Annotated in this window: 25 protein-coding genes, 1 tRNA gene and 1 pseudogene; 18 read left to right on the top strand and 9 right to left on the bottom strand. The window is 67.1% G+C overall.

The annotated features are described in order from the left end of the window. Positions 1–64 precede the first annotated feature (64 nt). Entirely contained in the window at positions 65–640 is a 576-nt protein-coding gene (locus ACYVF6_RS43920) for a TlpA family protein disulfide reductase (protein WP_460532299.1), read from the top strand. A gap of 7 nt (positions 641–647) precedes the next feature. Then, positions 648–1175 carry a MauE/DoxX family redox-associated membrane protein gene (locus ACYVF6_RS43915; RefSeq protein ID WP_460532296.1) on the top strand — a complete coding sequence of 176 codons (528 nt, stop codon included), beginning with the start codon at positions 648–650 and terminating at the stop codon, positions 1173–1175. Between the two features lie 6 nt (positions 1176–1181). Here the strand turns inward: ACYVF6_RS43915 and ACYVF6_RS43910 are convergent, their stop codons facing one another. From ACYVF6_RS43910 to ACYVF6_RS43900, 3 genes are all read right to left on the bottom strand, one after another. Next, positions 1182–3077, bottom strand: a complete 1896-nt coding sequence (locus tag ACYVF6_RS43910; RefSeq protein WP_460532293.1) for an ABC transporter ATP-binding protein — start codon at positions 3075–3077, stop codon at positions 1182–1184. 95 nt (positions 3078–3172) lie between these two features. Next, on the bottom strand, positions 3173–3829 hold the full coding sequence (locus tag ACYVF6_RS43905) for an AfsR/SARP family transcriptional regulator (RefSeq protein WP_460532290.1): 657 nt from the start codon (positions 3827–3829) through the stop codon (positions 3173–3175). A 671-nt stretch (positions 3830–4500) separates the two neighbouring features. After that, positions 4501–4956, bottom strand: coding sequence for a MarR family winged helix-turn-helix transcriptional regulator (locus ACYVF6_RS43900; RefSeq protein WP_460532287.1), 456 nt, complete (start codon positions 4954–4956; stop codon positions 4501–4503). 102 nt (positions 4957–5058) lie between these two features. Between ACYVF6_RS43900 and ACYVF6_RS43895 the strand changes: the two genes are divergently transcribed. From ACYVF6_RS43895 to ACYVF6_RS43875, 5 genes are all read left to right on the top strand, one after another. After that, on the top strand, positions 5059–5421 hold the full coding sequence (locus ACYVF6_RS43895; protein WP_460532284.1) for a hypothetical protein: 363 nt from the start codon (positions 5059–5061) through the stop codon (positions 5419–5421). Next, positions 5418–6890 carry a multicopper oxidase family protein gene (locus tag ACYVF6_RS43890; RefSeq protein ID WP_460532281.1) on the top strand — a complete coding sequence of 491 codons (1473 nt, stop codon included), beginning with the start codon at positions 5418–5420 and terminating at the stop codon, positions 6888–6890. The genes ACYVF6_RS43895 and ACYVF6_RS43890 overlap by 4 nt, the downstream gene beginning before the upstream one ends. Positions 6891–6957: 67 nt before the next feature. Next, positions 6958–8472, top strand: a complete 1515-nt coding sequence (locus ACYVF6_RS43885; protein WP_460532278.1) for an MFS transporter — start codon at positions 6958–6960, stop codon at positions 8470–8472. Next, positions 8469–9212 (top strand): ArsR/SmtB family transcription factor, encoded by a 744-nt coding sequence (locus ACYVF6_RS43880; RefSeq protein WP_460532275.1) that lies wholly within the window; start codon positions 8469–8471, stop codon positions 9210–9212. The genes ACYVF6_RS43885 and ACYVF6_RS43880 overlap by 4 nt, the downstream gene beginning before the upstream one ends. Positions 9213–9535: 323 nt before the next feature. After that, a complete protein-coding gene (locus tag ACYVF6_RS43875) occupies positions 9536–9883 on the top strand; it encodes an SDR family NAD(P)-dependent oxidoreductase (RefSeq protein WP_460532271.1) in 348 nt (115 codons plus the stop codon). 182 nt (positions 9884–10065) lie between these two features. Here ACYVF6_RS43875 and ACYVF6_RS43870 read toward each other — a convergent pair whose 3' ends face one another. Next, on the bottom strand, positions 10066–10836 hold the full coding sequence (locus tag ACYVF6_RS43870) for an SDR family NAD(P)-dependent oxidoreductase (protein WP_460532269.1): 771 nt from the start codon (positions 10834–10836) through the stop codon (positions 10066–10068). A 109-nt stretch (positions 10837–10945) separates the two neighbouring features. Continuing rightward, on the bottom strand, positions 10946–12166 hold the full coding sequence (locus ACYVF6_RS43865; RefSeq protein WP_460532266.1) for an MFS transporter: 1221 nt from the start codon (positions 12164–12166) through the stop codon (positions 10946–10948). Between the two features lie 103 nt (positions 12167–12269). On the opposite strand from ACYVF6_RS43865, the gene ACYVF6_RS43860 reads away from it, so the two are divergent. After that, positions 12270–12737 (top strand): winged helix-turn-helix transcriptional regulator, encoded by a 468-nt coding sequence (locus ACYVF6_RS43860; RefSeq protein WP_460532263.1) that lies wholly within the window; start codon positions 12270–12272, stop codon positions 12735–12737. 69 nt (positions 12738–12806) lie between these two features. Here the strand turns inward: ACYVF6_RS43860 and ACYVF6_RS43855 are convergent, their stop codons facing one another. Next, positions 12807–13688: a LysR family transcriptional regulator gene (locus ACYVF6_RS43855; protein WP_460532261.1), complete on the bottom strand. Its 882-nt coding sequence runs from the start codon at positions 13686–13688 to the stop codon at positions 12807–12809. Between the two features lie 419 nt (positions 13689–14107). Between ACYVF6_RS43855 and ACYVF6_RS43850 the strand changes: the two genes are divergently transcribed. Further along, the gene (locus ACYVF6_RS43850) at positions 14108–15601 is read left to right on the top strand and encodes an MFS transporter (RefSeq protein WP_460532258.1); all 1494 of its coding nucleotides are present in this window, start codon (positions 14108–14110) and stop codon (positions 15599–15601) included. Between the two features lie 930 nt (positions 15602–16531). Here the strand turns inward: ACYVF6_RS43850 and ACYVF6_RS43845 are convergent. Further along, entirely contained in the window at positions 16532–17296 is a 765-nt protein-coding gene (locus tag ACYVF6_RS43845; RefSeq protein ID WP_460532255.1) for an SDR family NAD(P)-dependent oxidoreductase, read from the bottom strand. 413 nt (positions 17297–17709) lie between these two features. Here ACYVF6_RS43845 and ACYVF6_RS43840 point away from each other — a divergent pair. Continuing rightward, positions 17710–17781: pseudogene (locus ACYVF6_RS43840) on the top strand (helix-turn-helix domain-containing protein); the annotation flags it as partial. 10 nt (positions 17782–17791) lie between these two features. Here ACYVF6_RS43840 and ACYVF6_RS43835 read toward each other — a convergent pair. After that, on the bottom strand, positions 17792–19447 hold the full coding sequence (locus tag ACYVF6_RS43835) for an FAD-binding dehydrogenase (protein WP_460532252.1): 1656 nt from the start codon (positions 19445–19447) through the stop codon (positions 17792–17794). Positions 19448–19607: 160 nt separating this feature from the next. Between ACYVF6_RS43835 and ACYVF6_RS43830 the strand changes: the two genes are divergently transcribed. The 4 genes from ACYVF6_RS43830 to ACYVF6_RS43815 all read left to right on the top strand — a co-directional run bounded on the left by ACYVF6_RS43830 (position 19608) and on the right by ACYVF6_RS43815 (position 22230). Next, a tRNA-Lys gene (locus ACYVF6_RS43830) sits at positions 19608–19683 on the top strand. Between the two features lie 175 nt (positions 19684–19858). After that, positions 19859–20095: a helix-turn-helix domain-containing protein gene (locus tag ACYVF6_RS43825; RefSeq protein WP_460532249.1), complete on the top strand. Its 237-nt coding sequence runs from the start codon at positions 19859–19861 to the stop codon at positions 20093–20095. Positions 20096–20100: 5 nt separating this feature from the next. Next, positions 20101–21375, top strand: coding sequence for a tyrosine-type recombinase/integrase (locus ACYVF6_RS43820; RefSeq protein ID WP_460532246.1), 1275 nt, complete (start codon positions 20101–20103; stop codon positions 21373–21375). Between the two features lie 78 nt (positions 21376–21453). Next, positions 21454–22230 (top strand): hypothetical protein, encoded by a 777-nt coding sequence (locus ACYVF6_RS43815; RefSeq protein WP_460532243.1) that lies wholly within the window; start codon positions 21454–21456, stop codon positions 22228–22230. Here the strand turns inward: ACYVF6_RS43815 and ACYVF6_RS43810 are convergent. Further along, a complete protein-coding gene (locus tag ACYVF6_RS43810; protein WP_460532240.1) occupies positions 22227–22481 on the bottom strand; it encodes a hypothetical protein in 255 nt (84 codons plus the stop codon). The two genes, ACYVF6_RS43815 and ACYVF6_RS43810, sit on opposite strands and share 4 nt — an antisense overlap. Positions 22482–22646: 165 nt before the next feature. On the opposite strand from ACYVF6_RS43810, the gene ACYVF6_RS43805 reads away from it, so the two are divergent. From ACYVF6_RS43805 to ACYVF6_RS43790, 4 genes are all read left to right on the top strand, one after another. Continuing rightward, positions 22647–22955 (top strand): hypothetical protein, encoded by a 309-nt coding sequence (locus ACYVF6_RS43805; RefSeq protein WP_460532237.1) that lies wholly within the window; start codon positions 22647–22649, stop codon positions 22953–22955. A gap of 97 nt (positions 22956–23052) precedes the next feature. Next, complete coding sequence (locus tag ACYVF6_RS43800; RefSeq protein ID WP_460532234.1) at positions 23053–23655, top strand: hypothetical protein; 603 nt, start codon at positions 23053–23055, stop codon at positions 23653–23655. After that, positions 23652–23981, top strand: coding sequence for a hypothetical protein (locus tag ACYVF6_RS43795; protein WP_460532231.1), 330 nt, complete (start codon positions 23652–23654; stop codon positions 23979–23981). The genes ACYVF6_RS43800 and ACYVF6_RS43795 overlap by 4 nt, the downstream gene beginning before the upstream one ends. Positions 23982–24295: 314 nt before the next feature. After that, the gene (locus ACYVF6_RS43790; RefSeq protein WP_460532228.1) at positions 24296–25153 is read left to right on the top strand and encodes an N-6 DNA methylase family protein; all 858 of its coding nucleotides are present in this window, start codon (positions 24296–24298) and stop codon (positions 25151–25153) included. Positions 25154–25832: the final 679 nt, after the last annotated feature.

The following is a 25832-nucleotide window of genomic DNA, read 5'->3' as shown; positions in this document are numbered from 1 at the left end:
CGCCACAGCGCCGTCGAAGGAGGTCGTCACACCCCACCATTCGCCTGAAGGAGTTGACGTTTCGATGTCCATCCTCGCTGTCGCAGTTTCGCTGGTTGGCCTTCTCTGCGCCATCGATCTGCTCCTGACGTTCGCGGTGTTGCGCCGGTTGCGCGAGCACTCGGAGAAACTCGGCCGCCTGCCCGACTTCAACGAAGGTTTCCTCGGCTTCGACCGGGACCAGCTACTGGGCCAGAAGCTGCCCGAGTTCTCCACGCAGACCATGCGGGGTGCGGCCGTCGGCCGAGAGGGCGTGGCCGGCGGCTTGGAGTTGCTGGGATTCTTCCGCCCCAACTGCGGGCCGTGCCACGAGCAGGCACCGCGGTTTCTCGACGAGGCCCGGGCCCTCGGCGAAGGCAAGGCGCTGGCGCTGGTCGCCGTTTCCGGATCCGACGCTGAGACAGAGGATCTGATCCGGATGTTCGACGGAGTTGTCGATGTGGTGCTCGACCCCACGAGCAGCGAGGTACGCCAGGCGCTGAACATCGGCGCGTTCCCGACCTTCGTGCGGCTCGACACCGACGGAGCCGTCGTAGACGCCGCGGTGTCGATGGAGGAGCTGCGTTCGCCGGCCAAGGTCACCCACCTGCCGGCCAGGTGAGCCCTCCATGAGTTATCTGCTGTTGGCTTCCCGTGTCATGCTGGCCGCAGTCTTCGTCGTAGCGCTGGCCGGCAAGGTTCGTAGCAGAACGGCGTACGCCGACTTCCGCGAATCGGTCGTTGACTGGCGCGTGCTACCCCGTCGTTGGTCGGTCGTGGCCGCGGCGGGGACGGTCGCCGGTGAGGCTGCCGTCCTGCTGCTACTGGCGTTGCCGTGGAGGACGGCGACAACGATCGGGTTCGTCGTCGGCGCGGCACTGTTGGCTGCATTCACCACCGGTATCGCGCTGGCACTTCGGCTCGGACGGACCGCGACGTGCCGTTGCTTCGGTGCCTCCACCACGAAGTTGAGCGCCGCGCATCTGGTCCGGAACACGATCCTGATCGGCTTGTGCCTCGGCGGTGCGGCCGGCGCCACGGTTGCGGACGGCCTGGAGCGGTTGAGCTGGCCCGGTGTCGTACTGGCGCTGTCGGTTGCCGGGGTTGGCGCGTTGTTCGTCGTACGCTTCGACGACCTCGCCGCGGTTGCCCGATAGAAACCTCTACGATGCGGCCACTCCGATGTCCTCGACGTCGATGTCGATGTCGGCGCGATAGCCCTTCGCCTGGAGATTGAACAGGCGCGCGTAGCGCCCGCCGGCCGCCAGCAGCTCGTCGTGGCTGCCCTGTTCGGCGATCTCGCCGTCGGCGAGCACAGCGATGACATCCGCGTCGCGCACCGCGCTCAGCCGGTGCGAGATGAGGACGCTGGTCCGCCCCGCCCTGTGCTGTCGCAGCTGGGCGTGAATCTCGGCCTCGGCCTCGGCGTCCAGTCCAGAGCTCGGTTCGTCGAGGATCAGCACGTCGGTGTCGCCACGCAGAAACGCCCGGGCCAGGCCGACGCGTTGCCACTGGCCGCCGGACAGGAACACTCCGACCTCCGGATCTTCCCGCTCGCGCTCGGCGTGCTGGAAGAACACTCGGGTCAGCATCGTCTCGTACCCACGGGGGAGACCGGTGATCGCCTCGTCGATCCGGGCGACCCGCGCGGCGGACCTGATCCGGTCGAGGTCCTTCTCGTCCAGTGTGGACAGGTCGCCCACACCGATGTTCTCGCGGGCGGTGAGGTCATAGGCCATGAAGTCCTGGAAAGCGGCACCGACCCGCCTGCGCACCTGCTCGACGTCGAGCTCTCGAAGGTCGACGCCGTCCCACCGGACCGAGCCGCGGGTCGGATCGTAGAACCTGCACAGCAACTTCACCAGCGTGCTCTTGCCCGCGCCGTTGAGCCCTACCAGGGCAACGGCGGTGCCGCTGGGAATCGTCAGGTTCACACCACGCAAGACCCACGGATGCTCGTCGCTGTAGCGGAACCAGACGTCACGAAGCTCGATGCCGTGGCTGAGTGGGCGCACGGAGGCCGGCTCTGGGTGGGTCGGCAGGTCCGGCGCGGCGGTCACGATCGCCTGGTAGTGGTCGAACGTGAGCAATGCTTGATGAACAGTCGCCGTCCCGCGAACGATGGAACTGAGGCTGGCCTGCGTTCCCGCCACCGCGGCGACGAACACCGACACGTCCCCGATGGTGAGCCGGCCGGACCTGGCAGCGTTGATCGCCCAGACCAGACCCGCACCCGCCACGACCGCACCCATCAACCCGAGTAGGCCCTGAACGGCCAGCTCCCGCTGGTCGATGCGACGGTCAGCCGCCTGCATCGTGCTCAGTTCCCGCAGCATCCGACTCCGGAAGAACGCACCAAGGCCGAACAACCGAACTTCCTTGGCCGCTTGCGTGTCGGTCAGAAGGCGCGAGTAGAAGATCTCGCGACGCGCGGCGGGGCTGGTATCCCACATCATCTGCGCACGACGCCGGCTGAGCGCGAGCTCGGCCCGAAGCGTCGGCACTGCGGCCAACGCGACGGTTGCCGCCATCCAGGGCCCCGTTGCCAGCAGCGTACCGACGAAGCCCGCCAGCGTAATGGCGCTCTGGCCGATGCCAAGAGCCGTGCCGAGCAGGAGAGTCGGGCCGGTCCGGCCGGACTGCTGGGCGAGTTGGAGGCGGTCGCGGAAGTGCGGATCCTCGAACCGGGCAAGCCCGATCAGCCGGTTCAGCGCCGAGAACATGTTGCCGCTGGCGGTCAGGGCGACGGAGCGGTTCAGCTCCGCCTGTGCGTATTGCTTCACCTGGGGCACGGCCACGGCGAGGACACCTGCGCCGGCCAGCATCACCGCCAGGACGACGATGTCGCTCTGCGCGCCCGGCGTGGCGAGGCGGTCCAGAACGAGCTTCGTCAACCACGCGGCCAGGACGGGAACGATCCCAGCGACAATGGTCAGCACCACCTGGGACGCCACTGCGACCGGCCCGGCTCGCCAGGCGAGTACGACCGCGCTGCGCAGATGCTGGACGATGATGCGTGGGCGCAGGCCACCCAGGCTCTGACGTCGACGTCCGATCACGTTGCCAGTAGATACGCCGGCACGTTCACATCGGCTTCAGATCAGCTTCACCGGCAGGGGGCACGGGCATGGGGCACGGGTCGTACCGGATCGCCTCACGTTCCGCTTCGCAGGACCGTGGCCATCCTGGCCGACGAGTAGTCATGCGTGACGCCGCCCCGAAGGATCTCTTCATGAAGGTGACGGAGCGGCGCACTCGGTGCCAGACCCAGAGTGTCGTCCAGGTATCGATAAAGGGATCGATAGGTCTCCAGCGCGTCAGCTTGCCGACCCGCGCGATAGAGAGCCAGCATCAGCTGGCCCCACACGTGTTCGTTTCCTGGATGTTCTCGCGTTACCTTACGCAGGAAGGGAATGACGTCCGCGTGGTTCCCCATGTCCAACTCGACCTCTGCCCATTGCCCGCAAGCGGCCAGGTACTCGTCGACCAGAGACGGCACGACATCACGCTGGAGCACGTCTGAGGCGATGTCGGACAGTGGCCTGCCGCGCCACCTGCCCAGTGCGTTCCGAAGCAGCTCAGAACGCGTCCGCAAGTCCGACGACGTGCGCCCCTCAGAAACCAGCCTGCGGAAATCCAGGAGATCGAGGCGACTCGAGCCCAGCTCGACCAGGTAGCCGTTAGGTCGAGTTCGTACGTCGCACGCCGAGCCTCCCAGCGCCCGCCGTAGCCGGACGACGTTGAGTTGTACCGCCGGCCGAACGCATTGCGGCGGGCGATCGCCCCACATGATCTCCGCCAGATCCTCCACCGGCACGACACGATTGGCATGTACGAGTAGCCCAGCCAGTAACGTCCGGACCCTGCCGGTTGAGATTCGCACCAGCCGATCCCGATCGTGTACCTCGACGTTCCCCAGCACACTGAACCGGACGCCTGCAGTCAGTCCCGCTTCCGTAGAACGCAAGATCAAACCTTCCCCTTGGCTCGATACCGCAGTCTCCACTCGCCAGAGCGGCAAGCGATCCATACGCCTCGACGGTCCGGCTCAGGCCCTAGATGCGTAGGCGCCCCTCAGCTGCGGAACCGGCCCCCGGTGCCCGTTGCGTACGAAGGCGGGCGGTGGCGTATCAACATATCCTCGTCACGCACCCTGGCGCGGTGCTGGCGCCAAGCTGGCGCGCTCGCTGACGTGGGACCTGACGTGCGGTCAGACTTGGGGTGTGGGTGAAACCAACGGCAGTTATGACTACGAGATGGCCTACGCCCGGCAGCGGACAACGTGATCGAGGTCGTGCTGCTGGGGCTGAACCGCCTGTGTACGCGGGCGTCCGCGACCTGGGTTTGGCGAGCAGGCTGGGGCTTGGGAATCAGGTCGTGGACCAGCTGATCGGCGGCGATCCGGTGTCTTGCGCGGGGCGGTTCGCGATCGCGGATCCGACCCGGTTGGACGGTGAGTCGGGTTAGCGACGTGGGGCGCGATCAGCGCGCGGCTCGCTGTTCGGTCAAAGCGCTGTCGTCCGCCAGGAATCGGGTGAGCAGTTCTTCGAGTTTTTCGATTTCCGCCGCGCTGAACATCCCGAACAGCTCTCGTGCCGTTTTTCCTGCCAGTTGCCGGGCGGTGGCGAAGGCTTCCTCGCCGGCGCGGGTGAGGGTTAGGTCGGCGACTCGCTTGTCTGTTGTGGATCGTGTGCGTGTCAGGTAGCCGAGCTTTTCGAGGTCTTCGACCGTCCGGACCATGCCGGCCTTGTCGCTGCCGGTTTCCTGGATCAGGTCGCGTTGGGTCGAGACGCCGTCGCGGTGGATCAGCAGCAGCACGCCGAAGTGCTTGCCGGTCAGGCCGAGTGGTGCGAGGGCGTCGTTGAGCGCACCCGCTGCGCGCCGGTGGGACTGGCGCAGCAGCAGGCCGAGCTGGATCGGTGCACGTGCTGGCGGCATCGGTCACCATCCTATGTTAGGTTCATGTGAATCCGATTCATTTGAATCTATCTCTTGAGGGGGAGTTCCTTGACGACCGAAACCACGCGTGCCCCGGCGATAGTGCGACCGCGATGGCCGCAGTGGGTGTTCCGGGTCACCATGCTCGTGAGCGCGGTGATGCTGTTCGACCAGGCCATCTTCGCCGGCCAGTTCCTCGCGGGCAGCTACGACTCGCTCCACACCCACCGCGAGAACGCGACCTACGCGGGGATCTCGGTGCTGGTGTCTGCGGTGGCTGCCGTGCTGGTGCGGTGGCCCGGTCGTGGACCGTGGTGGCCGATCGCGGGGTGCCTCGGTATCTTCGGCCTGGTCGCGTTGCAGATCACGCTGGGTTTCGCGCGGGTGATCACGGCGCACATACCCCTCGGCGTCGCCACGATCCTGCTGGCGGCGGCTCTGGCGGTCTGGGCGTGGCGGCCATGAACGAGTTGAGCCGTCGTGGCTTCCTCCGCGCCGGTGTGGCCGTGGGTGTCGGTTTCGGAGTCGGCATCCCGTTCGCGCTCGGCGCGAGCGGTTCGGCGAGCACCGGTGCTGTCCTGACCAGTCGGCTTCGGCTGCCGCCCGGGTTTGCCGTCCCGCTGCCGGTTCCGCCGGTGCTGAACCCGGTGCGCCGCGACGCCGACACCGACTACTACGAGATCACCCAGACCAGGGCGAAGGCCTCCCTGCTGCCTGGTGTGCGGACTGAGATCTGGGGTTACAACGGAATCTTTCCTGGTCCCACGATCGTTTCCCGCCGTGGGCGCACCAGCGTCGTCCGACACCGAAACCTGCTGCCCGTGCCCACGGTCGTGCACCTGCACGGCGGCCGGACACCGCCCGGCAGCGACGGCTACCCGTGCGATCTGCGGGCTCCGATGTCCACGGCGGACTGCACGTATCCGCTCGACCAGCGAGCCGCGACGCTGTGGTACCACGACCATCGGATGGACTTCACCGGACCGAGCGTGTGGCGAGGCCTGGCCGGCTTCCACCTGGTGCGGGATGAGGAGGAGGACGCCCTCGGCTTGCCGTCGGGCGCCCGGGAGCTACCACTGATGATCACCGACCGCAGCTTCGACGCCGACGGAGCGCTCCAGTACCCCAGCCTCGACCCGACGTTGGTGACACCGGGCGTCACCGATTCGTACCTGGCCGGGGTGCTCGGCGACGTCATGCTGGTCAACGGGGCGCCGTGGCCGGTCGCGAAGGTCGAAGGTGCCCAGTATCGTCTGCGGATCCTGAACGCCTGCAACGCCCGCCGCCTCGACCTGCGGCTCGACCCCGGCGGCCCGCTGACCCAGATCGGCACCGACGGTGGCCTGCTCGCCGCTCCACTGCGGCACGAGCACTTCGAGCTCGCACCGGCGCAGCGCCTCGACGCGATCGTGGACTTCGCCGCCTACCCGCCGGGTACGGCCGTCACACTGGTCAACGATTTCGGGGAGGGCCGCATGGGTGAGGTGCTGCGCTTCCATGTCGGCGCGCGGGCGCCGGACCGGTTCCACCTACCCGATCAGCTGAGCAGCGTCCAGCCACCAGGCCCGCCGGCCGTGACACGAACCATGCGCTTCGAGTTCGCCGGAAAGGGCGGCTGGCGGATCAACGGTGTTCCGTTCAGCATGGACGCCGTGGCCGCCCGGCCCTCGCTCGGCACCGTGGAGGTGTGGCGGCTGATGACCGACTTCCACCATCCCGTGCACCTGCACCTGAACCCGTTCCAAGTACTCTCACGCGGACTCAGTGGCCCAGGGCCGTTCGACGCCGGCTGGAAGGACACGATCGACCTGCGCCCGGCCGAAGAGGCGGCCATCGCCATCCGGTTCGACGGGTACCGCGGGAAGTACGTGTTCCACTGCCACAACCTCGAACACGAAGACATGGCCATGATGGGGAACTTCGTGGTGACCTAGAACCCAGCCATCCCGTTGCATCCTGTCGCGTGACAGTACGATCCACACACGCGCTCGGAATTCCACGATGACAGCAGCGAAGCCCGCATGCAGCGGCCTGCTTCTGCGACGAGTGCTCCCAGGCTCGGGCAGCGGTTTCGATTCGTTCTGTATCGAATCATCTGTGCCCCATGATCGAGGAATGACGTCTATAGACCTCGCTGAGCAGACCCTGGACCTGACCAAAGCCGAGCGCCGGCGCCGGACGAGCGCGTTGGTCGCACTGTCTCTGACGTTCGCGCTGGTGCAGTTGGACGCGACGATCGTCAACGTAGCCTTGCAGACGCTGCGTGCGGACCTCGGTGGTGGGGTGAGTGCGGCCCAATGGGCAGTGGATGGGTACGCCGTCCCGTTTGCAGCCTGCATGCTGGCCGCGGGGGCGCTCGGTGATCGGCACGGTCACCGTCGTACCTGTGTGGTGGGGTTCGTACTGTTCGGGCTGGCCTCGGCGATGGCCGCGCTGGCCGGCGACTGGCCGGTGCTGATCGGCGCCCGGGCGGTCCAGGGTATCGGTGCTGCGGTGATGCTCCCGGCGTCGCTGGCGATGATCACCGAGCTCTACCCCGAGCCCCGCGAGCGGTCACGAGCTCTTGGGGTATGGGGCGGGATCGCCACTCTCGGCTTCGCTTCCGGACCGCTGCTGGGCGGGCTGCTCATCACGGTGGCCAACTGGCCGGCGATCTTCTGGATCAACCTTCCTGTTGCGGCAGTGGTCGGCGGCGCGGTCGCGGTGCTCGGGCCCCGCGAACGACCGCGACCGCGCCGGATCCACCCGATCGGGACCATGTTGGGCACGGTTGCCCTGGCCTCGCTCACCGCCGGCATCATTGAAGCTGGTGAGCGCCGCGTGACTCCAGCGGCCGGTGCACTGGCGCTCGGGGTCGTGGCTAGCTGGTTGTTCGTCCGCTCCGAGCGACGCGGCGCCGATCCGCTCGTCCCGTCCGGCCTCACCGGGTCTGTCGCATTTCGCTGGTCGTTGCTGACCGGGTTCTTCTTCAACTTTGCGATGTACGGCACCCTGCTGTGTGTGTCGTTGACGCTCCAATCGGCCTACGGCTTCTCGGCGCTGAAGGGCGGGCTCGCGGTGCTGCCGATGGCAGTGCTGGTCGGCATCGGGGCGATCAGCGGTGGGTTGCTCGCCGCCGCGAAGGGCCCGCGCCGACCGATGTTGCTTGGCTTCACATGTGCCGGCCTCGGCGCGATCGTTGCCACGGCTGGTGGACTGGCCGGCTCGGCGCCGCTGATCGTGGCCGGGCTGTCGGTGATCGGCCTGTGCTGCTTCGCGGTGCCTGCTATGACCTCGGTCGCGGTGAGCGCCTCACCCGCCCAGCACACTGGCCTGGCCAGTGGCTCATTCAACACTGCCCGCCAGATCGGCGGGGCCATCGGCGTGGCGCTGCTCGGGGCGGTGCTCAATGCCGGCGGGGCGCGCACGGGCTTCGCCGTCGCGCTGGGCGTTGCCGCAGTAGTGTGTGCGGCCGGACTCCTGAGTACCGTCGCGGCAATAGCACATCACCCGGCCTCTGGAGAGGATCGACCATGAGTGGGGACGCCGACCTGTCGCGAGTGGCCGAACTGATCGCCGACCGGGCTCGGAGCCGGATCCTGATCGCCCTGACCCCCGGGCGCGAGCTGTCTGCCAGCCTGCTGGCCGAAGAGGCCGGCGTCAGCCGTCCGACAGCCAGCGCCCACCTGAAGAAGCTCACTGAAGGCGGGCTGATCGCGGTACGCGCCACAGGCAAGAGCCGCCGCTACAGGCTGACCGGACCCGCGGTGGCCGACGTCCTCGAGCGGCTGATGGAGTTCGCCCCGCCCGAACCGATCACCTCGCTTCGTGCCAGCACCCGCGCCTCCCAGCTACGCCGGGCGAGGTCCTGCTACGACCACCTGGCCGGCCGGCTTGGCGTAGGGCTCATGCAGACCATGATCGATCGCGGCTTCCTGCACGGCGGCGACGGCCGCTTCGACCCCGACGGCCCCGACGCCGATCGCCAGACGTCCTACGGTCGCGACGTCGACTACCAGCTCACCAGCGGCGGGCGGCAGTTCCTCGACCACGTGGGCGTCCGCCTTCCCGGCGGCCGCCGCCCACTGATTCGCTACTGCGTCGACTGGACTGAGACCCGCCACCACCTTGCCGGGCAACTCGGCCTCGCTCTGCGCGACCACGTCCTGAACGCAGGCTGGGTCGAGCAGCGACCCGATAGCCGAGCACTTCGGATCACACCCGGCGGTGCCGCCGGCATCAAGAAAACCTTCGGGCTCCTGGTTGAGGCCGGATGAGCACGCAGACCCTCGCTGATCGTGGCGCTGCAACGGCTGCGTATTGCATCACCGGTACCAGCCGTCATGGAATGTGGGCAGCTCGAGGCGCCCTGGGCGATGGTCACACTGGACCTGTCACAGCAGGGCATGGTGTCGGCCAGCACTCGTACCTGCCTTGGAAGGGCACACAAGAGATACAACCAACCCGGAAGGCAAAGACTGGATGACGGCACTCATCGACAGTTCGCTGGGACCGCACCTGGCGGTTGTGCATCCGGGCCGGAGCCTTCCAGCGTGAAGTCATGCCTGGAGGCATCCGTTCCGGCAAGTCGTAACGGGTGATGCTTCCCGCGCTGCGCCGCTCCGGCGGCCATGTCATTTTCGTCAATGCCAGCCCATGGATGCGGGCCGTTCCTCGATGGTCGGCCTTTGTTGCCAGCAAGGCAGCCTTGCACGAACTTGCCGACTCGCTCCGTGCCGAAGAAAGGGTCAACGGAGTCCGGGTCACCACGATCTATCCGGGCGCAACGGCCACCGAACGGCTCCAAACCATCCGGGTCGCATTCGGCAGGGAGTACGACCCGGGACTCTGCATCCAGCCCGGAACGCTTGCCCGCATGGTCGTATGGGCCCTGATGGCGCCTCCCGACGCCTACGTGGCCGAGCTGGCTGTCTTGCCGTCACCATAGGTGCGTCGCATTGAGCGGATCGCTGCAGCGGTTCGGCGCCGCCAGCACGGCTGACGCCTCTTCGACGATGTTCGCGTACCTGTGCCCTTGGAGGGCGTGGTCCACTGGCTCGGCACCGCGGTACGCCCACTGGCCCGATCCGCAAATACTCGCCGAGACTGGAAGAGTCCAGCGTCGCTGGGTCAGGGTAGTTCTTGTAGGCCGTTGGCGGTCAGCAGGTAGCGAGGGGCGAGGTTGGCGGGTTCGGTCTGTGCTAGCTCAGCCATGGAGGCACCGGCGATCTCGGGGGTGAGTAGTGGGCCCATCTGCTGAATGAACTCGTCCAGTGTTCGACCGGCGCGTTCGGCGTAGGCCTGGGTTGCCGGCACTCCGACACCGGTCGTGGGTGCGGCGGGTCCGCTGTGGCCCGGTGTCAACGCGGGTAGAACGGCGGTGAACTTGAGGTCCAGGTGGGCGCGGTTGGCTTCCTCCTGGGCATATCTGGTGAGGAAGAGCTGCGTGGCGTTGGCGCCGGCGTACCCACCGCTGAGCGGTGAACCGTTGAGCGCGGCGCCGCTGCTGAACACGATCACCCGGCTGCCGGGTCGGAGGGGCGTGAGCAGTGCTTCGCGCAGCCACTGGAAGGTGATTCGTACGTCGCTTTCCCAGTTGACGGAGAACGTCTCCCAGGTCTGGTGGTGCAGTGGTCGCATGTGAGGGCTGGCGCCTGCGACCAGGAAGAGGTTTCGTGGCTGGAAGCGATCGAGGAGGCTGGCGGGCACGGTTGGGTCTGCGGCGTCAGCGATCTGGGTTTGGATGCTGCCGGTCCTGGTGGCCGGTTCGGGGAACGTGGTGGGGGTGCGGGAGACGGCGACGACCGAGGCGCCGGCCTCGGCAAGAGATGCGGCGATTCCATGGCCCAGGCCGCGGCTGGCGCCGATGACAAGGGCGGTCGTGTTGGACAGGTCGTTCATGATGTGCTCCGTTCGAGGTGTGCCTTGGCCGAGGCTGACCGGACTGCGGTGACGATGCGGGTGAGTTGGTCGTCACCGCCGTGTCCGGGTAGGGGATCGGGTCCTGGGCCTAGGCGGCCTTGGGGGCTGGTTCCTCCTCGGCCTGTTCGGCCGGCGGGGTTGGCGGCGCGAGGAGACGGGTGGCCCAGGCGGCCGCGACGGAGATCGCGGCGAGAGCGAGGCCGGTGATGACCGTGGCCGATGCCGTGAAGGCGCCGATCGCGACGCCGCCGGCAGCGGAGCCGAACGCGATGCCGAGGTTGATCGCGGAGGCGGGTAGTGACTGCGCGAGTTGGGCGCCGGGGCCGGCGAGGCTGACCACGCGGTATTGGAGCGAGGGCGCCATGCCGAAGCCGAACAGTCCGAGGGCGAGCAGTGCCAGTGCGACGAGGAACGCGATGGTACCGAGGAGATAGAGCGCGAGAAGCGAGATCGTGACGCCGATGGTGCCAACGGTCAGGGCACGCGCGGCGTTGTGGTCGGCGAGTCGACCGCCGCCGAAGGAGCCGACCGCGGTGGCGACACCGTAGGCGAGCATGAAGACACTGATGGCCGTGCCAGAGATTCCTGTGACCTCCCGCAGGAACGGCACGATGTAGGTCAGGGCGGCGAATAGTCCTGCGAAGATCAGGAAGTTCAGTCCGAGGACCGCGAGCACCCTCGGAGCGAAGGCGTACTTCGCTTGACCGGCAGCACCACCACCGCCGGAAGGTACGGCCGGAACCAGTATCGCGACGGCGGCCAGCGCGAGTACGGCGAGTGCAACGACCGCGGTGAACGTACCGCGCCAGCCCAGTACTCGGCCGATCAACGTACCCAGCGGAACACCGATGGCGGCAGAGACCGCGACACCCGAGATGACCACGGAGATCGCGCGGCCCATCCGCTCTGGCGAGACGACCGAGATGCCGGCGGCGAAGCCGGCGGCGATGAACAATCCCTGGACGGCACCGGCGACGCTGCGGGCCGCGACAAACAGGCCGTAGTTGGCGCTCAGGACCGGGACCAAGGTGGCAACGACGAACAAGCCGAGCGCCCCGATCAGCACGGTCCGCCTGTTCAGCTTGATCGTCAGCGCGGTAAGGATCGGGCCCCCGATAGCCAGGCCCAGAGCATTCGCGGTCACGAGCACGCCAGCCGCGGGGATCGGGATGCGCAAGTCCGAAGCGATCAGATCCAGCACACCGACCACGACCAATTCCGCGGTCCCCAGCACGAACGTTCCCAGGAACAGTGCGGCAAGGACAAGGTTCGCCCTGCCTTGGCTAGGTGGCGCCTGGCGTGTCGTCATGAGGAGCTTCCCTTCGTTGTAAATTACTAGCATGATGCAAGTAACCTAGCAGGTGTGCTAGTATGATGATAGTAAAAATGCGACGTGACTGCGGAGGGGCACGATGCTTGGAAGGACCTACGAGCGGGAGAACTGCTCGGCGGCGCGAGCGCTTGAGGTGGTCGGCGAACGCTGGAGTCTGTTGATCATTCGGAACGCGATGTTCGGCGGGCAGACCCGGTTCACCGAATTCCAGCGAGACCTCGGGGTCGCGCCCAACATCCTCACTGACCGCCTGGGAAAGTTCGTCGAGGCCGGCATCATGGCCGCACGGCAGCTCGGCAGGGGCAACGAGAACTGCGAATACGTACTCACCAGCAAGGGGCTCGACCTTCAGCCGGCGATCCTCGCACTTACCGCATGGGGTGATCGGTGGTCGGCACCCCAGGGTCCACCGGTTACCTACCAACACGACGGCTGCGGCGGATCGGTCCAGCTGTACCCCCGCTGCGAGCGTTGCAACGCCGCACTCGCGCCGACTCAGGTCACGCCCCGACCTGGACCGGGAGCCTTGCCGAACCAGTTCAACTGATCAACCACCGCAGACCGTCAATTCGCCAGTGGCATTCAATGGCCCTGTGTCCGCAGCGGTGATGCTCGGCTATGGCCGCCTTTCGCGGAGCTTCCGCGCGGTTTTGGCGAGGGCGCGGATGGCCGTGTTCTCGTGGGCGGTGCGCCAGTAGAGGACGAGGTCGAGCGGTGGCAGGTCGCGGATGGGGACCACGACGAGGTCGTCGCGATTGGCGTGCTCGGCGAAGGAGGTGACGGTGGCGTGAGCGATCTTGTTGCGGGCGATCAGCGCGATGTACTCGGCGAGGTTGCTGTAGGTGACGCCCGTCCGTGAGATAGGTGTGCCGTCGCTTGCTGACGGGGGCAGAAATGTGGTGAGTATCGCGGCCGGTGTCACGTTGACGGCTTGGGCCCAGTTGTCGACCTCGGTAACCGAGATGGAGTTTCTGGTCGCCAACGGGTGCTCGGCGGACATGACCGCGACGCGGCCTTGGGTGTCGATGACCGGGCCGACCGTGATGCCGGACTCGGGCTGGATCCGCCACCAGAGGAGGACGTCGACGTCGCCGGCGTGGAGGGCGCCGAAGGAGTCGTCGTACGGCACCTCGGTGAGCCGGAGGGTGATTTCAGGGTGTTGGCGTTCGAACGCGCGGATCAGGCGTCCGAACGCGGCGCCGCCGGTGAGGGGGAGGAAACCTACGCGCACGTGGGTCTGTGCTCGGTGGGCGATCTCGTCGACAGTCTCGAGCAGGCTGCGGTAGGCGGGACCGACGCGCTCGACGAACTGCTGGCCGAGCGGCGTCAGGCGGACGTGGCGGCTGGAGCGGTCGAACAGCGGGCCGCCGAGCTCTCGTTCCATAGCGGCGACGCGTTTGCTGACCCGTGCTTGCGAGACGTGCAGCCGCTCAGCGGTCCGACCGAAGTGCAACTCCTCGGCCAGCACGAGGACGAGATCGATCTGGTCCAGTTCCACGCCCGGCTCCAGGCCTGTCCGAGAGATTCCCGTTGGAGCAACCTTGGCACACACCCCAGATCCAGCCAAATCAAGCCACGAGACGTCATGAGCTCGTCGTACGCCGTCAAGGTCGCCGACTCTGCCGTGTGGCTGCTGTGGGATCGCGCGGCCTCGCCCGCCACGGATCGATTCCGTCAGGGAATTGGTAGATGCTCGGATCGTTCTTGCTCCACTCGAGCGGTGCCCACATGCTCGTAGTGGCCTCTGGGATCCACTGAGCAAGGACTCCGGGACGTGTCGCGGCCTGGCAGCCTGCGCGTCATCTCCTCGGACAGGCTGCCAACGACGTACCGCGCACTCACACTCGCCACAGATCGCCGCGTCGCATCCCAGGGGCGCGGACAAGACATCGGCGTTGCCGCGGAAGGAGGTTGGCCATGGCCAACAGTGGGACGTCCGAGCTCGATGGTCGAGTGGAGCAGCTCAGGGACCAGCGCACTCAGTCCGGCAGGAGCGTGAGACTCGCTGTGGCCTGTCTGGGTTTCGTCCTGATCACGCTGGACGCGACCGTGGTGAACGTCTCGCTGCCGTCGATCGGCAACGAGCTCGGCGGGGATGTCGCCGGCCTCCAGTGGGTGGCCGACGCGTACACGCTGATGTTCGCCGCGCTGCTGCTGTCCTCGGGTGCCCTGGCCGACCGAGTTGGCGCGTCTCGCGCTTACCTGCTCGGCCTCATCGGCTTCAGCCTGGCCTCCGTCGCCTGCGGGTTCGCGCCGGGCCTCGGTCTGCTCATCACGGCGCGGGCCGTACAGGGCATCACCGCAGCCGTGATGCTGCCATCGTCGCTGGCACTGGTTAGGCACGCGTACGCTGACGCGACCAGGCGTGCCCGGGCGATCGCCATCTGGACTGCTGCGGGCGGCGCGGCGGTCGCGGCCGGGCCGGTTGCCGGTGGCGTACTCACCTCGCTTCTGGGCTGGCGGTCGATCTTCTTCCTCAACGTCCCACTCGGTGTGCTGGCTGTCGTCGGAACGCTGCGAACCTCCCGATCCGCGCCGCGGCCGGCGCCACTTGATCTTGGCGGTCAGTTCACGGCCGCGCTGTGGATGTCGGCATTGACCTACACGGTGATCGAGGGCGGCGCCCGAGGCTATGGCGAACCGGTCGTCCTCGGATCGTCGGCCGCCTTTGTCATCGGCCTTACGGCATTTCTCGCCATCGAGGCCCGCAGCAACCATCCGATGGTGCCCCTGCGCCTGTTCCGCGCGCCGACCGTGTCAGTCTGCGCAACCGTCGGTTTCGCCCTGAACTTCACCACCTACGGCCTGATCTTCATCCTGAGCCTCTACTTCCAGCGTGTCCTCGATGCGACGCCACTAGGAGCCGGGCTGCTGTTCCTACCGATGACCGCGCTGATCATGGTGGTAAACATGCTGTCAGGCAGGTTGACCACCCGACTCGGACCGAAGGTTCCGATTCTCCTCGGCCAGTCAGTATTGACCGTCGGCCTGCTGGGGCTGCTGATCGTCGACGAGACCACGCCCAGCGTGGCGCTACTCCTCGCCTTGGTCCCGATCGGCATCGGCGCGGGTATGGCGGTCCCGCCCATGACCGCGGCGTTGCTGGATGCCGTCGACGCCGCGGCTGCGGGGCTGGCCTCCGGCATCCTCAACGCCGCCCGCCAGGTCGGCGGCGCACTCGGCGTCGCACTGTTCGGAGCGCTGGTGGCCGGTGCTCCCGACTTCGTCACCGGAATGCATCTGTCACTGGCGGCCGGATCGGTCATCCTCGTCCTCACCCTCACTGGCTCGGCAGCCTTCCTGCGCTCACCCGAACGCTCACCTGGCGACTACGCCTCCTCGCCTCCAGGCAGACCGTCGCCGTCCACGGCACGTGGCGCGTCCTCGACCAAGCCGGACTCCCGCTCATAGCAAACGCCGAACGCCAACCTCTTCACCGCCGGCAAGCCAGCACTTCACGCTCGCCGAAGGACAGGCCGGGACAGCTGAGCACCCAGCAACGGCAAGCGGCAGCACGACATGCCGCTCGTTTCATCCACCGGCATCCCGACCGCACGCCGCCGTGCTCGCCGCCACCGCTCCGTCCTGACTGAAACGCCAACCAAGTTGTGCGGCACCGCGGTGTAGATCGCGAGGTGCCCGTCCCGGTCTCGTGCCAGATCGGGTGGATCGTGTGTGGAAGCCGCGACCGCATGGGTGTCGCCATTCCACCAGGCGCCGTTCTTTCCTGGAGGCCCGATCACGAGGTCGAATGGCTGGCTGGTGATGTTCTGCTCGCGGCCGAACCGGAGCCTGCCGGGCGAGCGGGTGAACAACACGCATCAATACCAGAAGCCGAACAGCGAAACAGGGCGGAACTGTTCCAGTATCAGACGTGACAGAAGTGGAACCACAACTTACGGCAGTCGTACTAGCGGCCGGTCTCGTCGACTATCTGGTAGACGCGGACTCGGCTCACTCCGGCGTGGGCGGCGATCTCGGTCTTCTGCTCGCAGGCTTTGACAGCGGCTGGCTTACGTCGTCGTCTTCGATCCACTCGCTGGTCCGCTGCCAGCCGGCCGCTTCCAGGGTCGCGTCCAACTGGGCCGAGGTCACCGTCCGCGACGGCAGCGGAAGGTCGTCCAGGAGACCGGGGCCGCCTGCGGTCTGGTGGTCGGTCCTGGTGTCGCGAACGCACAGTTCGATTCGGGGCTAGCGACACCGCCTCGAGGTGGCCGATGTGGCCGGTAGGCGTCGCTGGGGCCGCCTGGCCAGGCCCGCACCTTCATGGCTGAGCCGACAGCTGGAGGGACGTCGGACGCTTCGCCGATCTGAGGCCGGTTTCGTTCATGGGCAGTTCCTCTAGCCCGCGGTGGATCCTCCGTCGATCGGGAGCGCCGCTCCGGTGATGAAGGCGGCGGCATCGCTCAGGAGAAACGCGACAAATGCTGCCACCTCGCTGACGTCAGCGACGCGTCCGGTCGGGTTCGGCGCGTCCAGCTCCACCTCGCCTTCCAGCGGTGCGCCCAGCAGGCGCCGGTACAGTGGAGTGTCGACGTTACCCGTTACCAGCACATTCACCCGTACGCCGGCCTCGGCGCTCTCCAGTGCGACGGCTTTCGTCAGCCCGACGACGCCGTGCTTGGCCGCGGTGTACGCCGCCAGCCCGGGCACGCCGGTGACGCCTGCGGTCGAGGCGTTGTTGATGATGGCGCCACCGCCGGCAGCCGTGATCGCCGGCACCTCGTACTTCATGCTGTAGAACACGCTGGACAGGTTCTGACTCACCTCCGCCTGCCACAGGGCGCCGTCCACTCCGGAGATCGGTCCACCTGCGTTCACCCCACCCGCGTTGTTGAACGCGCTGTCCAGCCGGCCGAACTCCTCGACGGTTGCGCGCACCAGCGCGGCGACCGACATCTCGTCCGTGACGTCCGTCGTGACGAAGATCGCGCGGCCGCCTTCGGCGCGGATGCTGGCGGCCGCCTGCTCGCCGACGTCGGTACGCCGTCCAGCCAGCGCGACCGCCCCGCCTTGAGCCGCGACCTCCCGCCCAACGGCCAGGCCTATGCCCGACGTACCGCCGGTGATCAACACGATCTTGTCCTTCAACCCTGTCAAGCCCATCGGTCAATTGTGCGGCAAGGCGTCCAGCCGCGAAGAGCGAACGGGCAGTACAGGCCCCGATCGCGGCAACCTGTCAGATGCGGCCTGGCGAGCTCTGATCGTGTGGGGGTGGCCAGCAGACACGAGCACGGCGGTGTTGGTGCTTCGGTTGGTCGCGAGCCGACCGGGTGGTCCGACTCGACGACATCACCGCTATGGAGCACGACTACGCAGTCACAGGCGTGCACGGCTTCGCCGAGGTCGTGGGTGATGAACAGCACCGCGAGACCGCGTTCGTCGCGACGCACGCGAGGGTTGACGCAGTAATGGCGGTCGATGGATCCTCCCAGACCTGCTCACCGGAATTCCCACGTGGGCGACTCGCCGGCAGCGGGGATCGATCGCGGGAATAACGTCAAGGCGACCTGACAAATGTGAGAGTCCACGTGTTCTACCGGTGGAAGCGGCGGTATGAGGAGGAGGGCCTGGACGGTCTGAAGGACCGCTCGAGTGTGGCTAGGCGACGGCGGCGGCCGCGGCTCGGCCGGCGGTACGGCCGGAGAAGAGGCAGCCTCCGAGGAACGTGCCCTCCAGCGCGCGGTACCCGTGCATGCCACCGCCGCCGAAGCCGGCGACTTCGCCGGCCGCGTACACGCCGGGCAGCACTGTGCCGTCCGCTCGTAGGACGCGGCCCGACAGGTCGGTTTCGAGGCCGCCCAGCGTCTTGCGGGTGAGGATGTTGAGCCGTACGGCGATCAGCGGCCCGGCCTTCGGGTCGAGCAGCCGGTGCGGCGCGGCCACCCGGATCACCTTGTCACCGAGGTACGTGCGGGCGCCGTTGATCGCGATGACCTGCAGGTCCTTGGCGAACGGGTTGGCGACCTCCCGGTCGCGCGCGACGATCTCGCGTTCCAGCGCGGCGCGGTCGATCAGGTCGGTGCCGGTGAGCTTGTTCATCCCGCGGACCAGCTCCTCCAGGCCGCGCGCGACCACGAAGTCGGAGCCGTGCTGCTTGAACGCCTCGACCGGTGCCGGCGCGCCCGGCAGGACGCGGCGCAGCAGCTGGCGCACGCTGCGTCCGGTCAGGTCGGGGTTCTGCTCCGAGCCCGACAGCGCGAACTCCCGTTCGATGATCTTCTGCGTCAGCACGAACCACGTGTAGTCGTAGCCCGTGTGCATGATGTGCTCGAGCGTCCCCAGCGTGTCGAAGCCGGGGAACAGCGGCGCGGGCAGCCGCTGCCCGCGAGCGTCCAGCCACAGCGACGACGGGCCGGGCAGGATGCGGATGCCGTGGTCGCGCCAGATCGGATTCCAGTTGTGGATGCCCTCGGTGTAGTGCCACATCCGGTCCCGGTTGACGATGCGCCCGCCGGCCGACTCGGTGATCGCCAGCATGCGGCCGTCGACGTGCTCGGGTACGCCGGAGATCATCCGCTCCGGCGGCTTGCCGAGCCGGGCCGGCCAGTTCTGCCGTACGAGGTCGTGGTCGCCGCCGATGCCGCCGGACGTGACGATCACGGCCTGGGCGTGCAGCTCGAACTCGCCGACGGGCGTACGCGAGCTCGCCTTCCCGCGCTCGGCGGAGCTCGGCTCCAGTACGTGGCCGGACACGCCGTCCTCGCGCAGCTCGTCGACCTGGTGGCGGAAGCGCAGCTCGACCAGCCCGCGCTCGGCAGCGTCGCGTACCTGCCGGACGAACGGCTCGAGCAGGCCCGGCCCGGTGCCCCAGACGATGTGGAAGCGCGGTACGGAGTTGCCGTGACCGGTGGCGAGGTAGCCGCCACGTTCCGCCCATCCGACGACCGGGAACAGCTTGACGCCGAGCTCGCGCAGCCAGGCGCGCTTCTCACCGGCCGCGAAGTCGACGTAAGCCTCCGCCCACCGCCGGGGCCAGCGGTCCTCGGCGTGCTCGCCGTCCTCCCGATCGAAGCCGGCCGTGCCGAGCCAGTCCTGCCAGGCCAGCTCCTGGGAGTCGTGGATGCGCAGCCGCCGCTGCTCCGGCGAGTCGACCAGGAACAGCCCGCCGAACGACCAGTGGGCCTGCCCGCCGAGCGACGCCTCCGGCTCCTGCTCGACGAGGATCACCCGCCTGCCCGCCGCGGCGAGCTCGGCCGTGGCCACCAGCCCCGCCAGCCCGGCACCTACGACGATCACGTCCGCGTCATGCGCCATGGTGGCTCAGTGTGGCAGGCCGCGAGGGGTCGCCGGAACCAGTTGCACCGTGTCGGCGCGCCGCCTCCGGGAGCCGGTCGCGGCGGGTGATCGGCGATGAGGGGTATCGGTTTTGTCGGCATGGATCCGTCGTGCTAACCTCTCCGAGGCCAATCGGCGCGCGCCATTAGCTCAACTGGCAGAGCAGCGGACTCTTAATCCGCGGGTTCGGGGTTCGAGTCCCTGATGGCGCACCACCTCTGACGTGGGCATATACCTCATCTGGGACCGATTCCTCGGTCCGTTATGCCCGAGTTTCGCGCCGCCTGGGGACGAACTGGGGACGCGAATCATTCTCCATCCCGGTCACAGCGGCCACCGACGCCGCACTTACCTCGCACGTCCCCATCCGGCAATCGAAGGGGGCGTGTCATGCACGCCGCGTTCACCGACCACTTCACCGAGGACGAGATCCGCCGGTTGCCGCCTGCTCTGACCGTGGAGCAGGCAGCTCGCCTGCTCCTTATCGGCCGCAGCAAGGCGTACCAGGCGGTCAAGACCGGCGAGTGGCCCACCCGCGTCCTGCGCGTGGGACGTTGCATCCGGATCCCTACCGCTGAGGTTCTACGCCTGCTCGGTCTCCCTCCCGAGGATTCCGACAAGGAGTAAGCACAGTGAACGGATCGGTCTTCAAGCGGTGCCCATGCACCGAGAAGGTCAGACAGAGCTGCAAGAAGGAGCATGGCTCCTGGTACTTCGTCCACGACCTGCCAACGCTGCCGGGCGCCAGGCGGCGCCGCGCCAGGCAAGGCGGGTTCGGCAGTAAAGCCGAGGCGCAGGAAGCCCTGGTCGACTCGATGAGTCGATACCGGCAAGCAGGCGTCGCCGCGGAACAGATCCTGGCCGGTCGGCGAATGTATGTCGTCGACTATCTGCGGCAGTGGCTAGATGATCGCGAGAACCTCAAGGCGAGCACTCGGCGTTCGTATGCCGAGCACATCAACCTCTATCTCGTCCCGCACCTGGGGCACGTCCGCCTGGGCGAGCTGGGGGGCGAGGACATCAGAGGGATGTACAAGCTGCTCCGGCAGCCGCGGCGGCGTAGGCCAACCGCTGACGAGGAGAATCCAACGTGGCGGCTGGCGCCCGCCCGGATCCAGCGGATTCACGCAACTCTTCGCAAGGCGCTGAACGACGCTGTGCGGCGCTACCGGTACCTGGACATCAACCCGGCCCACCTGGTCGAGCTGGAAAGCGTCTCGGCACCGAAGGCCAAGTACTGGAACAGCAAGCAGGCCGGGGCCTTCCTCGACGCGATCGTCGACGACCGGCTCTACCCGCTGTACCACCTGGCCGTGACCCGCGGCCTGCGGCGCGGCGAGATCGTGGCACTCCGATGGGAGGACATCGATCTCGACGACGGCGTGCTCGAGGTCAGCCGCAGCATTGTCCAACTCGGCTACGCCACCGAGGAAGGTACACCCAAGAGCGACGCCAGTCAGCGCGAGATCGTGCTGGACGACGACAACGTCGAGACGCTGAAGGCCCACCGAGCCAAACAGAAGCGCGAACGGCTCGCCCACGGCTCTGCGTACCACGACCACGGACTGGTGTTCGCCAAAGAGGACGGCACACCGTTGCATCCGGAGTTCGTCTCGCGGCACCTCAACGTTCTGATCAAACAGGCCGCGTGCGTCCCGCGGATCACCTTCCACCAACTGCGGCACACGTCGGCATCGCTGATGCTGGAAGCGGGTGCGGACCTGAAGTACGTCCAGCACGTCCTGGGCCACTCCTCGATCACGATCACCACCAAGATCTACCTCCACGTCACCAAGCGCCTGGACCGGCAACGCAGCACCCAGGTCGCCAACCTCATCCCCCGGAAACGGCGCTCCTCCTCCACGGACGACGAACTCGAGGAACCGGCCGGCCTCGTCGCGGTCTGATCGCTCGCCGGGAACGCGGAGCACGACGCCCGCGTTCCCGGCACCCACATCTTCGCTCCACAGAAAGTCAGCTTCACCATGCAACAGCCGGTTGCTCTCTCCCGTCGCGGGAACGGCGTGCGGACACGCCGTCTCGCGCTGTACGTCATCGCTGTTCTCGTAGTCGCCGGGACGGTCACCGCGTTCGTTCAGTCGTATGAGGGCCTGTACGGCTGGGCCAGCCGATATCTGAGCCCTGGATGGGCCAGGACCTGGCCTCTGCAGGTCGACGCCTGGATCGCCGTCGGCGAGCTCGCACTCTATGTCGGCTACCGGGACAACTGGCCTGCGCGCCGGAAGGTCTGGCCGTGGGTGGCCGCGATCACCGGGTTGGCCGCCAGTACCGGCTTCAACGTCGGCCACATGGCCGCCACCGACCTGCCTGGCCGCCTCACCGCCGCCGTTCCTCCGATAGCCGCGTTCGGTGGGCTCTACCTCGGGCTGCAAGTCCTCAAGCAGATCGAGGACAGTCCCGGCGACATGCTTCGGTCACACGGTGTCTCGGTCGCCAGCGCAGTCCAATTGGCGGCCACGCTCGTGGCAACCGATCGCATCCACGCCCGACGACCATCCCTCGCCTTTGATCAGCCGGACCGCCTCGATGACGGACAGGCGGCCAGCGCATCCGACGGTCACAGCCCGGCCAGCGGACGTCGGTTTGCGGCGGAGCTCGAGAAGACGGCCCGTCACATCATGACGCAGGATCCCGGCATTACCGGCGCGGAACTGGCACGCCAACTCGGTGTACCAGAGCGGACCGGCGGCCGAGTGCTCAAGCGAGTCAGGCACACCGACAAGGGCTCAAGCCGCAGTTAGCCGGGACTCCTGCGGGGACGGCCTCCGCCAGCGCCACTGCCCGGGCGGCTCGTGCTCCAGCGTTCGATCGTGGTGCGCAACCAGACCGGCGAGCGGCCGAACTGGGCATCAGGAGGCGGAAGATCGCCGGGACGGGGATTGCCGTCCCGGCGACGCTTCTCGGCATGGCCGTGATAGCCGCGCACGGTTGCGTACGTCAGGCCCAGGTAATCGGCGATGGCCGCCATGTCCATGTACTCCGGCTCTGCCACCGATCGAGCTTGCCACGAACAGCGCTGGCAAGTCAGTTCTCCACGCCGTCTACCGGCGCCAATGGAGTGCGTGGTGCCTTGACAAGTCGAAACCTAGACAACATAATGATGTTCAGGTTTCGTACTTGCTCTCCGAGCGGTGCAGAAGCCGGAAGGGAGGTCGAGGTGACTGATCGACCTGTCATTTTGCACGTGACGCCGTCAGCGCTGACGGTGCTGGACCGCGCAGCGGCGGAAGCCGCACAGCTGGCGCTCGTGCATGGCGACGATTCCCGAGAGCATCGGGAGGCGCTGCGGTCCCTGGTGCGCATGTTGCTGAGCGTTCTGCATCTGGGTGGACGGCTCGGCTGGACCGACGAGCACTGCCTGACCGGGCTCACCGAAGACGGCCGCACGTATGAGGTCGTGTTCCACCGCCGCCGGACCGATCAGCCGGCAGCCGAAGCAGCCGGAGTGTGGTCGCTCCATACCTGACCGCTAATCCCCTTCTTCACGCAACTCCCCTCACGGCATGAAAGGAACATTCGTCATGCCTTGGACCAATCCCGATCCCGTCCAGCACTCGGCCGTCATGATGATGCTCGAGTGCAGCGTCGGGCAGAGATATCTGGCTGAGGCCAGCGGCGACACGGACTATGCGGCGTGGCTGATTCTCGCCGACGTCTTCCTCATCCAGCGATTCGCCATCGGCTACCGCGACATCGCCGACCAGCGATGGCGCGCCGCGTACGAGTCCGGCACGCACCCACACCGCGCCGCCCTGGCAGCGTTGCAAACCGACGGCCAGTACTCGGCCTTTGTCGCCAACGCCGCCGCCACGCTGGCCGAGGTGACGCTGACCCTGACCGGCGACGCGCGCAAGACTCTCCGCGACATCGGCACGTACCTGCGCCAGCTGGCCGGGCGACTCGGAGCACGCTCGCCGCAGGTCCACGCCGCCGAGCGCTCCCTACTCAGGTGCCTGCTGCGGCTCCTCGATCACGGTGGCTACGTCATCCGCGACGCGGACGACACAGGGCTGTCCCTCCTGGCGCACAACCCGTCCGAGGGCACGCGGTCCAGCATCGCATTCCGCTCGGCGCAGTCCGGGCGAAAGAACACCGCGTGGCGCCATGTCCTGACCGCCGGCACCTGGACCCACGAAACCCACACCGGCGAAGGAGAACAGCAATGACGACCACGATTCGCACGCTCTACATCTCAACGTCCGAACCGCCTGTCGTCCTGAGCAAGCTGCTCGATCCTGGCACGCTGCTCAACCTGATCGGCGGGGCACCCCAGAGCGTTCACGCGGCATCCGAGTGGCAGCTGTACATCGACCGGGACGCTCAGCGCAAGGATGCGCCGGCCAACCCGCTGGCCAACCGACTGGTGCGCCACGTACATCCCACGTTTGCCCAGGTCATCCGTGGCCAAGTGCTCCTGGTCGGCACCAATGACGCCGGAGACGCGATCGATCTGCCCTGGCAGGTCCTCGACCTCGCCCGGCGCCTCACTTAGGACGCGCGAGCGCCATAGCAACACAAGCTGGAACGACGGGCGAGCCGGACGCGCCGTCCTCACTGCCTTGGTCCCTCAGGGTGACCCCACGATCGCCGGTTTGGTCGCCAACGATGGCATACGGGCCGTACTCGACATCTTCGGCCGCGACATGTCCGACGTGACCCGAGCTGCTGAGCAGTTGGCAGAGGCTGCCCTGGTCACCGCTGCCAGTGAGATCGCTGATGCCATCGACCGCGCTCCAGCAACTGAACCACAAAGCAACATACCCCGTCCCCGGTCGAGCGGGTGACGGTAGCTCAAGGAACCCCTTCATGCACAGCTCTCATCAGCATGCCCGCAAGATCGCCGAAGCTGTCAACGACGCCTGGCACGGCGCGCACGGACACGGAAATGTCGAGGTTCCCGTCTCCGTCGTCGCCGCGCTCTCCTTCATCTCTCCGCCTCAGGGCGAACGCGGCGATCTCGAATCCTGGCTTCGCAGCCTCGACGTCGACGACTTCACCAAGTTGATGCGATTCCAATGGCGGCACTTCGTCCACGCACGGCCGGATCTTGTCAACCCAGCCTGGCCATTGATCAATGTATGGCATGGCGACCATCCACTCGACGAGAGCGCCATCAAGGCCGCCAAGCTAGCCGCGGACGCCGCTCTACGCGCGGGACAGCTCGAGCTCACCGGCAGCGCGATGCGAACCGAAACCGACCTCTTCGGTGCCCTGCTCTCCGAACTTCGCCCACCCTCAGCGAGGTCAGCGCGCGGCCAGATCTACACACCACCGGACATCTGCAGCATCATCGCGTGCCTCACCGATATCCACGACCGCAGTGTGATTCACGAACCCACCGCCGGCACTGGCGGCATGCTTCGCGCTGCCGCGCAGGCCATCCGCGCGCAAGGCGGTGACCCCGCCACCGTCACCTGGTACGCCGTCGACATCGACGCTCTGGCGATCGCCTGTCTAGCTGTGAACACGGTTCTGTGGGAGCTGGGCTTCAAGGTTGTCCTCGGCGTCGCGGACATCCTGACGGACGATTGGATTCCACGGGCACTGGCTCAACGGGACGAATCCATCGACATCGCCAACTCTGCCCGGCAGGCGAGAGCCTTCCTCGACGCTTATCATGCGCTCGACACCGGCGCCGAGCAGGCAGACGACGGCTCCAACTGACGACCCGTCAATCCGGCGCCTTGCGCACGTTATCGCTGTCCGTCGTTCCGGCTGTCTCCGCCGTTGACGTACACCGCCCACAGGAAGGCTTCGCCCAAGCTCTGACACCTGGTTCCGCGGAACCGCCCAAGGCGCAGTGGACTTGACCGCCTTCCGGGCGTCTGGTCTACGGGTACTCGCCGCAGCGGTTGACGAAACTGCTCCTTGTCGGCGACGCTGATTCCTGACATGTCTCATGCGCCTTGCACACGCCGTCATCAGCCGGAGGCTGGATGCCAGCAACCGTGGCGCCACTCGCCGAGGTGTTGGCCGCTCTGGTCAGTGACAGCGAACGGGCCGTCACAGACGAACGACACGACCATGGCCACGTCTTCGACGCTGGACCAGGAGTTATGTTCGGTCTGTCGACCGCCGGGACCGGTGAGGTAGTAAGTCTTCATGCACAGGGTAAGCGCGCGATCGGTGTCGGATGTGACAGACGGGCAGCGGCGCCGCAGATCGCTAGTTACTGCCCAGTTCCCGACCAGTTGCCCGCGCGATAGAGGCGATGTCTTCCAGGTCTCCCCAAGACCAACGATCGGCCCTTAGGATGCTCGCGATCTCGTCCATTGCCTGACTGTCTGAGATCCGTCTTGCTGGTCTCTCCATGGCGCAGCCACTCTCCTCCTCGGCGAGGTTG

This window comes from Flindersiella endophytica (assembly GCF_054779015.1).
This window is presented reverse-complemented; position numbering and strand designations above follow the sequence as displayed.

Excerpts from the sequence above, each read along its gene's own strand:
- ACYVF6_RS43850 (WP_460532258.1), top strand. The coding sequence starts at position 14,108 with ATGGCCAACAGTGGGACGTCCGAGCTCGATGGTCGAGTGGAGCAGCTC.
- ACYVF6_RS43790 (WP_460532228.1), top strand. The coding sequence starts at position 24,296 with ATGCACAGCTCTCATCAGCATGCCCGCAAGATCGCCGAAGCTGTCAAC.
- ACYVF6_RS43845 (WP_460532255.1), bottom strand. The coding sequence starts at position 17,296 with ATGGGCTTGACAGGGTTGAAGGACAAGATCGTGTTGATCACCGGCGGT.
- ACYVF6_RS43795 (WP_460532231.1), top strand. The coding sequence starts at position 23,652 with ATGACGACCACGATTCGCACGCTCTACATCTCAACGTCCGAACCGCCT.
- ACYVF6_RS43915 (WP_460532296.1), top strand. The coding sequence starts at position 648 with ATGAGTTATCTGCTGTTGGCTTCCCGTGTCATGCTGGCCGCAGTCTTC.
- ACYVF6_RS43835 (WP_460532252.1), bottom strand. The coding sequence starts at position 19,447 with ATGGCGCATGACGCGGACGTGATCGTCGTAGGTGCCGGGCTGGCGGGG.
- ACYVF6_RS43815 (WP_460532243.1), top strand. The coding sequence starts at position 21,454 with ATGCAACAGCCGGTTGCTCTCTCCCGTCGCGGGAACGGCGTGCGGACA.
- ACYVF6_RS43865 (WP_460532266.1), bottom strand. The coding sequence starts at position 12,166 with ATGACGACACGCCAGGCGCCACCTAGCCAAGGCAGGGCGAACCTTGTC.
- ACYVF6_RS43800 (WP_460532234.1), top strand. The coding sequence starts at position 23,053 with ATGATGATGCTCGAGTGCAGCGTCGGGCAGAGATATCTGGCTGAGGCC.
- ACYVF6_RS43880 (WP_460532275.1), top strand. The coding sequence starts at position 8,469 with ATGAGTGGGGACGCCGACCTGTCGCGAGTGGCCGAACTGATCGCCGAC.
- ACYVF6_RS43825 (WP_460532249.1), top strand. The coding sequence starts at position 19,859 with ATGCACGCCGCGTTCACCGACCACTTCACCGAGGACGAGATCCGCCGG.
- ACYVF6_RS43870 (WP_460532269.1), bottom strand. The coding sequence starts at position 10,836 with ATGAACGACCTGTCCAACACGACCGCCCTTGTCATCGGCGCCAGCCGC.
- ACYVF6_RS43920 (WP_460532299.1), top strand. The coding sequence starts at position 65 with ATGTCCATCCTCGCTGTCGCAGTTTCGCTGGTTGGCCTTCTCTGCGCC.
- ACYVF6_RS43875 (WP_460532271.1), top strand. The coding sequence starts at position 9,536 with ATGCTTCCCGCGCTGCGCCGCTCCGGCGGCCATGTCATTTTCGTCAAT.
- ACYVF6_RS43860 (WP_460532263.1), top strand. The coding sequence starts at position 12,270 with ATGCTTGGAAGGACCTACGAGCGGGAGAACTGCTCGGCGGCGCGAGCG.
- ACYVF6_RS43890 (WP_460532281.1), top strand. The coding sequence starts at position 5,418 with ATGAACGAGTTGAGCCGTCGTGGCTTCCTCCGCGCCGGTGTGGCCGTG.
- ACYVF6_RS43885 (WP_460532278.1), top strand. The coding sequence starts at position 6,958 with ATGACAGCAGCGAAGCCCGCATGCAGCGGCCTGCTTCTGCGACGAGTG.
- ACYVF6_RS43900 (WP_460532287.1), bottom strand. The coding sequence starts at position 4,956 with ATGCCGCCAGCACGTGCACCGATCCAGCTCGGCCTGCTGCTGCGCCAG.